The sequence below is a fragment of the Klenkia terrae genome, assembly GCF_037083865.1.
Lineage (GTDB): Bacteria > Actinomycetota > Actinomycetes > Mycobacteriales > Geodermatophilaceae > Klenkia > Klenkia terrae.
The window spans coordinates 147,127-153,823 of sequence record NZ_JBAPLV010000010.1 but is presented as its reverse complement, the minus strand read 5'-3'; the positions used below and the strand labels follow the sequence as shown (position 1 = coordinate 153,823).

8 protein-coding genes are annotated in these 6,697 nt (G+C 73.8%); all 8 read left to right on the top strand.

Annotation, left to right across the window (positions count from 1 at the left end):
- Positions 1-141 precede the first annotated feature (141 nt).
- The 8 genes from UXQ13_RS11260 to UXQ13_RS11225 all read left to right on the top strand — a co-directional run bounded on the left by UXQ13_RS11260 (position 142) and on the right by UXQ13_RS11225 (position 6,615).
- Positions 142-378, top strand: coding sequence for a hypothetical protein (locus UXQ13_RS11260; protein ID WP_336392297.1), 237 nt, complete (start codon positions 142-144; stop codon positions 376-378).
- Positions 321-902, top strand: a complete 582-nt coding sequence (locus UXQ13_RS11255) for a type II secretion system F family protein (protein ID WP_225232365.1) — start codon at positions 321-323, stop codon at positions 900-902. Before UXQ13_RS11260 ends, UXQ13_RS11255 begins: the two co-directional genes overlap by 58 nt.
- Entirely contained in the window at positions 899-1,813 is a 915-nt protein-coding gene (locus UXQ13_RS11250) for a type II secretion system F family protein (RefSeq protein WP_097197026.1), read from the top strand. Before UXQ13_RS11255 ends, UXQ13_RS11250 begins: the two co-directional genes overlap by 4 nt.
- A gap of 30 nt (positions 1,814-1,843) precedes the next feature.
- Positions 1,844-2,041, top strand: coding sequence for a hypothetical protein (locus UXQ13_RS11245; protein ID WP_097197027.1), 198 nt, complete (start codon positions 1,844-1,846; stop codon positions 2,039-2,041).
- A 128-nt stretch (positions 2,042-2,169) separates the two neighbouring features.
- On the top strand, positions 2,170-2,514 hold the full coding sequence (locus tag UXQ13_RS11240; protein ID WP_097197073.1) for a TadE family protein: 345 nt from the start codon (positions 2,170-2,172) through the stop codon (positions 2,512-2,514).
- 26 nt (positions 2,515-2,540) lie between these two features.
- On the top strand, positions 2,541-2,936 hold the full coding sequence (locus UXQ13_RS11235) for a TadE/TadG family type IV pilus assembly protein (protein ID WP_236825405.1): 396 nt from the start codon (positions 2,541-2,543) through the stop codon (positions 2,934-2,936).
- Positions 2,933-3,379, top strand: a complete 447-nt coding sequence (locus UXQ13_RS11230) for a TadE/TadG family type IV pilus assembly protein (RefSeq protein ID WP_014375313.1) — start codon at positions 2,933-2,935, stop codon at positions 3,377-3,379. Before UXQ13_RS11235 ends, UXQ13_RS11230 begins: the two co-directional genes overlap by 4 nt.
- Complete coding sequence (locus UXQ13_RS11225; RefSeq protein WP_097197029.1) at positions 3,376-6,615, top strand: AfsR/SARP family transcriptional regulator; 3,240 nt, start codon at positions 3,376-3,378, stop codon at positions 6,613-6,615. The genes UXQ13_RS11230 and UXQ13_RS11225 overlap by 4 nt, the downstream gene beginning before the upstream one ends.
- Positions 6,616-6,697 lie beyond the last annotated feature (82 nt).

Sequence of the window (6,697 nt, the reverse complement as noted above, 5' to 3'; positions counted from 1 at the left end):
CGCCGTCCTACGAGCCATCACCATCTGGACCAGAGTCTTTGGAGACACGCCCTAGCCGCCCACGCCCTCACCGCCCCCGAACCGCCGGCTCGGCCGCGGCGCCGCCAGCCGCGTCCGACGGCGCGGGCCGACGGCCCGGCGGTGCGGCGGCAGCGGGCGCTGTGGGTGGCCGCCGCCGTTGCGGCGGCGGTGGTGTGGCTGGCCTCGGGCTGGCCGGTCGCTGGCGTGCTGACCGGGTTGGCGGTGATCGGTGTGCCGTGGCTGCTGGCGCAGTTCTCCGGCGGCAACGCCACCGTGGAGCGGCTGGAGGCGCTGCAGGAGTGGGTGCGCCGCACCTCCGACGTACTCGCTGCGGGCGGGGGCTGGAGCAGACGCTGATTCGTTCGGCCCGCACCGCTCCCGAACCGATCGCGGCGGAGGTAGCGGCACTGGCCGCGCGGCTTCAGGCGCGCTGGCCGACGTCCCGGGCGCTGCTGGCCTTCGCCGACGATCTCGACGACGCCGCCGGGGACCTGGTCGTCGCCGCCCTGTTGCTGGGTGCGGAGCTGCGCGGGCCGGGGCTGGCACGGGTGCTGACCGAGCTGGCGGGAAGCCTCACCGAGGACGTAACCATGCGGCGCAAGGTCGAGGCCGACCGCGCCAAGCCCCGCGCGAATGCCCGGTGGCTGCTGCTGATCACCGTCGCCGCATCCGCGCTGGCCGCGCTCAACGGCGACTACCTGGCTCCCTACGGCACGGGAGTCGGGCAGCTGGTGCTGGCCGCTATCGCCGGGCTGATCGTCGCCTGCCTGCTGTGGATGCGCCGGCTCACCGCCCCTGCGCCGTCCCCACGCTTCCTGGTCGATCCCGACCGCAGCCTGCGGGTTCTCGGTCTCGAGCCGAACGAGCTGCCGGTCCCATGAGCGGCATCCAGGCACTGCTGATCGGCTCCGGCGCGCTCGTCGGTCTCGGAGCGTTCCTGCTGCTGCGGGTTGTTCTCGTGGTCGAGCAGCCGCGGTTGGCCGACGCGCTGGCCCGCCTCGACGGGGGCGCGGCTCCTGTCCCGGTCGCGCCGATGCCGGAGGGAGGCGACCGGTGGGCACGCGCAACCGGCCGCGCCGGTGCCTGGGCCGCCGCCCGGCTGCCCGCCGCCGGGAGGAGCGCGCCGTCCCAGGCGCTGACGCTGATCGGCTGGACGCCGGAGGGTTACGCCGCCCGCAAGGTCGGTCTGGCCGCCTTCGGCGCGGTGTTCGTTCCACTGTTGACCGCCGTGCTCGGCATGACCGGCGTCCGGCTGCCGGTGGTGGTGCCGGTGGCCGGATCGCTGGCGCTGGCTGGCGTGTTGTTCCTCGTCGTAGACCTGGTCGTGCGCGACCAGGCCGCCGAGGCCCGCGGTCAGATGCGGCGGGCGCTGGCGTCCTATCTGGATCTGGTCAGCCTGCGCCGCGACGCCAGCGAGGGCCCCACCATCGCCCTGGAGCGGGCCGCCGGCGTGGGGGAGGGCTGGGTGTTCCGACGGATCACCGACGCCCTGGTCGCCGCCCGGCTGGCCGGCGATCCGCCGTGGGACGGCCTGCGCCGAATGGCCGCCGACACCGGTGTTGGTGAGCTGGCCGACGTGGCTGACATTGCCGAGGTCGCCGCCTCGGAGGGCGCGTCGATCGCGCCGACGCTGCGGGCGCGCGCGCAGTCGCTGCGGGTCCAGTTGCTGGCCGAGGAGGAGGCGGCGGCCAACACCGCCAGCGAAAAGCTCACCGCTCCCGTCGCCCTGCTGTCGATCGCCTTTCTGCTGCTCTTCCTCTATCCCGCCCTGGCCCGTCTCATGGCCACCTGACCCGGTGACCCCGATCCGAGAGGAACCCCGATGACCTCGATACTCACTCTCCTGACCGTCGTCGGCGCGCAGCTGCGCGACCGGCTGCGCGATCTCCGCGACGAGCCGGAGCGCGGCTCGCTGTCGGTCGAGCAGGTGATCATCACTGTGGCGCTGATCGGCATCGCCGTCGCGCTGGTGGCCGTGATCGCCAACGCGGTCACCTCTCGGTCGGCCCAGATCCAGTAGCCCGGCCCGTGCCTCACCTCGCCGGCCCGTGTGGCCCTGCGGCCGTGTCCCGGCCCTGCCCTGCTACGGGCAGCCGGGCCGGCGGCGTGGGGCGCCGACGGATGTCGGGCGAGCGCGGTGCGGCGTCGGTGGAACTGGCGGTCGCCTTCCCGGTGGTGTTGCTGCTGGTGATGACGCTGATCCAGGCGGCTCTGTGGTTCTACGCCCGCTCGATCGCGCTGGGCGCCGCCCAGGAGGGCGCCCGCGAGGGCCGCGTGCAGCCTGCCTCGACCGCGCGCGCCCAGTCTGCCGCCGAGGGCTTCCTCGACCAGACCGCGCAGGACCTGCTCGTCGCCCGGAACGTGACCGTGACCGGCTCGCCGAGCAGCATCGAGGTGACCGTCACCGGCAGCTCGCTCAGCCTCTTCCCCGGCCTGTCGGGCTGGTCGGTGACCCAGACCGCCGTCGGCCCGGTGGAACGGCCCACGCCATGAATGCCCAGGCCAGGGAGCGGGGGTCGGTGTCGGTCGAGCTGGCGCTGCTGGCCCCGGCGCTCCTCCTGCTGCTGTCCTTCGCCGTCGTCGCCGGCCGCACCCAGATCGCCGAGGGTGCCGTCCAAGAGGCCGCACGAGCCGCCGCGCGGGAGGCATCGCTCGCCCGCGACGCTGCCACCGCCGCCGCACGGGCCGGCGCCCAGGCGGAGCGCACCCTGGCCGCTCAGGATCTGCGCTGCGAGCGCACCACGGTGGACGTCGACACCGCGGGGTTCCAAGCCCCGCTCGGCCAGCCGGGCGACGTCACGGTGTCGATCACCTGCGTGGTCGGCATGGCCGACCTGTTGGCCCCCGGCCTCCCCGGCTCGGTCACCGTCGAAGCCTCCTTCATCAGCCCCATCGACGCCTACCGCGAACGATGACCGGCTACCACGGACACCGGCGGCCGGACGGAGAGCGCGGCGCCATCAGTGTCTTCCTCGCCGTTCTCGTTCCCGGGCTGCTGCTCATCATCGGGCTGGCCGTCGACGGCGGCGCGAAGGTGGCCGCGACCCAGCGCGCCAACGCCATCGCCGACGAGGCGGCGCGCGCGGGCGGACAGGCCCTCGACATCTCCGCGGCCCTCGCCGGACAGGTGCAGGTCGACCCGACCGCCGCTGTCGCCGCCGCGCAGGACTACCTCGACCGCAACGACGTGCAGGGCGCGGTGACGGTCGTCGACGGCGACACCCTGTACGTGACCACCACGATCACCCAGCCCACCACCTTCCTGGGCCTGATCGGCATCTCCACCCTCACGGTGGAGGGCTCCGGCACCGCCGACCTGATCACAGGGACCGGCCAGAACGGGGGAGCGGGCCCATGACCACGCCACCGCGGGCATTCGACGTGCTGCGCCAGCTGCTCGCCCTTCTGGTGTTGGCGGCCGCCGTCGCCGGCGTCCCGATTGCGCTATGGCACCTCGGTGGCGCTTACCTGCCCGACGAGCTGCCCTCCTGGGTGGAGGTGACCACTGCGCTGAGCGGACCGGACACCGGCGCCGTCTTCCTCGGACTGCTCGTGGTGATCGGCTGGAGTGCCTGGGCGTGCTTCGCCCTGTCGGTGGCCGTCGAGCTCGTCAGTCAGTTGCGCGGACTGCCACCGCTGCGGCTGCCCGGCCTGGCGGTCCCACAGCAGCTCGCCGGCCTTCTGGTGGCCGCCGTCCTCGGTTTCGCCAGCGCACCGCTGTTGGCCGCTCCGGCCGTGGCCGGTCCGCCGGTCGTCGCCGAACAGCCGCTTGACCACGAGGAGCCGCCGCCGGCGCCCGCCCCGCCAGCCGACACCCCGCCTACCGCACCTCCCGCGGCCGGTCCGACCTACTCGGTGCAGCCGCGCGACACTCTCGGCCGCATCGCCGCCCGCTACCTGGGCGACTGGACCCGTTTCGAGGAAATCCTCGAGCTCAACCGCGGCCGGCCCCAGCCTGACGGCGCGATCCTCATCGACCCGGGGCTGATCCGTCCGGGCTGGGTATTGATCCTTCCGCCCGACGCCAGCGTCCCCGTGGTCGACAGGACGGCCGGCGAGGTGACCGTGGGGCCCGGCGACACCCTCACCGACATCGCCGAGCAACACGGCCTGGACGGCTGGCAGCCGATCTACGCCCTCAATGCCGGCGAACCCCTTCCCGGCGGCGGCCGATTCACCGATCCCGACCTGATCCTCCCCGGGCAGGTCCTCGACCTCCCGCCCGTAGACCCGGCAGCCGCTGGCTCTTTTTCGCCCGCCACCCCCGAACCACCGGCTGAGGAGGCACCGCCGCCACCCCCGCCGCATGAGGACGAGCCAGCCGTGCCGGCGGAGCCCTCATCGACCTCCGCCGCCTCGCCGACATCGCAGAGTCCAGCCGAGGAACCGGTGCAGTCGGCAGTCGACGCTGATGCCCTCGATGCCGACGGGGACCAGTTCCCGGCGGAACTGGCGGCCGTTCTCGCCGGCAGCGGGGCACTGCTCGCCGCAGGCGTGGGCGCGACGTGGCTGGCGCACCGCCGCCAGCGGCTGCGCCGCCGCCGCCCTGGCCGACGGCTGATTCCCCTCCCGAAGGGGCTGTCGGCCACCCAGACGGTCGTCACCTCGGCGGCCGACGCGGGTACGGCCGACTACGACGCGCTCGACCTGGCGCTGCGCGGACTCGCCGTCCGGATCTCCGAGCACCCAGACGGGCTGATGCCCGACGTTGTCGCCGCCCGACTGCACGGCGGCCGGCTCGAGCTGCGGCTGCACGCCCCGGCCGACAGTCCGCCGCCCGAACCGTGGACCGCCGATGACACCGGCCTGTGGTGGTTCGTGCGGCTGGACCGGGACACCGGCGTGGCCACCGAAGTGGTCCGGGCTCGCCTGGCGCCATATCCGACCCTGGTCACCATCGGGACCGACGGCGGCGACCGTTGGCTGCTCGACCTGGAACGCCTCGGCGCCGTGTACGTGACCGGACCGGCCGACCGCCGCACGGACTTCGCCCGGCACCTGGCCGCCGAACTGGCCGTCAACAGCTGGTCGGACCACCTCACTGTCACCACCGTTGGTTTCGGCGAGGAACTGCTCGACCTGGCACCGCACCGGGTCCAACCGACCGACACCGCCAACGATCCCGCTCTGCACGCCGCGCTGCGGGAAGCGGCCGAGCGCGACACCGACGACGTGCTGGACGGGCGGTTGCGGGCCGGAGCGGGGGACGGCTGGATGCCGCAGGTCGTCCTCAACCCACAGACGCCAGATCAGGGCGGCGAACTGACCGAGGCCGCCGCTGCTTTGCCCGCCCGCGAGCGGCGCGCCGCGGTCGCACTCGTGCTCGGCGTCGACGCGGGGGAGGCCGGCGACGAGTGGCTGCTGACGCTGACGGACGACGGGTCGCTGCTCATTCCGGCACTGGGGCTGCGGCTACCGGCTCCACAACTGACCGCCGAGCAGGGTCGCGACATCGCCACGCTGCTGGCCTTCGAGCGTGACTCCAATGACGACCCAATCCCCGTCGCCGCCGGCGACCGCCCCTGGCAGGTGCACACCGACGCCGCCGGCGCCCTCCGCAACGACGCATCCGATTCGGGCATCACCGAGCCACGGGTCCAACTGGCCGCCCCGCAGACGGTCGTACGCAGGTCCACCACTGCTGCAGCAGGCGATGCCACGCCGCGCTCGCCGACCGACATTGCCGCCCGAACGACGTCGTCGGCGAGCGATGCCGCCGAGGCGCCGGGGCGTGCGGCGCCAGCCGACATGCGCAGCCGGATCGAGGACGACCTCGCCCAACTCGACCGCGATCTCGCCGACTGGTGGTCGCCAGAATGCGCCCGGCCGCGGCTGACGCTGCTCGGACCGGTCACCCTGAGCGCGCACGGTGATGAGGCGGCCGTCGCCCGGTCCGGGCTGCGGCGCCGTTACGAGGAGACGGTCGCCTACCTCGCCACCCGCCCGCACGGCGCCACCGCCGACGAGGCCGCCACCGCGCTGCAGCCTGCCCGCGGCGGCAGGGCCGACCCGGTCAGCGCCCGCGCCTACGTCCACCGGGTCACCGCCGGCGCCCGCGCCTGGTTGGGCACCGATCCCGCCACCGGCCAAAAGCACGTCAGTTCCGGCCACCGCGGCCGCTACACGTTGACCGGCGTGCTTGTCGACGCCGACCTCTTCCGCCAGCTGCGCGCCCGCGCCGCTGTCCGCGGAAACGACGGCCTGCCCGACCTGCTGGCCGCCCTTCAGCTGGTGTCTGGCTCGCCGTTCGCCCAGCGCCCGGCCGGCTACGAGTGGCTGGACGGCTTGGACCTCACACTCACCGCCGCGGTCTGCGACGTCGCCCACCAGGTCGTCACCGCCGCCCTCGCCGACGGCGACCTGGCCGCCGCCGGCACCGCCTCGGCCACCGCCCTGCTTGTGGCGCCGGACGACGAACAAGTGCTGCTGGACGCGATGTGGGTGGCCTACCACCAGGGCAACCGCGCCGAGGCCGAGACCTACGTCGCTCGCATCGTGGCCGTCCACGACGGTGAGGACGAGATGGACCTGCCCATGAGCACCGCGGAGACCATCAACCGCGCCCGCCGGCAGTTCCTCGACCGTGCCTCGTGACGACGGCCGCTGGCTGCATCCACCACAACGAGGGAAGCGTCCAACCTGGACGAACCGCAGTCCGGGACGTCCGGGACCTTCG

What these genes read in the sequence shown, in the direction of transcription:
- UXQ13_RS11250 (WP_097197026.1), top strand. Translation starts at nt 899, where the DNA reads ATGAGCGGCATCCAGGCACTGCTGATCGGCTCCGGCGCGCTCGTCGGT.
- UXQ13_RS11245 (WP_097197027.1), top strand. Translation starts at nt 1,844, where the DNA reads ATGACCTCGATACTCACTCTCCTGACCGTCGTCGGCGCGCAGCTGCGC.
- UXQ13_RS11230 (WP_014375313.1), top strand. Translation starts at nt 2,933, where the DNA reads ATGACCGGCTACCACGGACACCGGCGGCCGGACGGAGAGCGCGGCGCC.
- UXQ13_RS11225 (WP_097197029.1), top strand. Translation starts at nt 3,376, where the DNA reads ATGACCACGCCACCGCGGGCATTCGACGTGCTGCGCCAGCTGCTCGCC.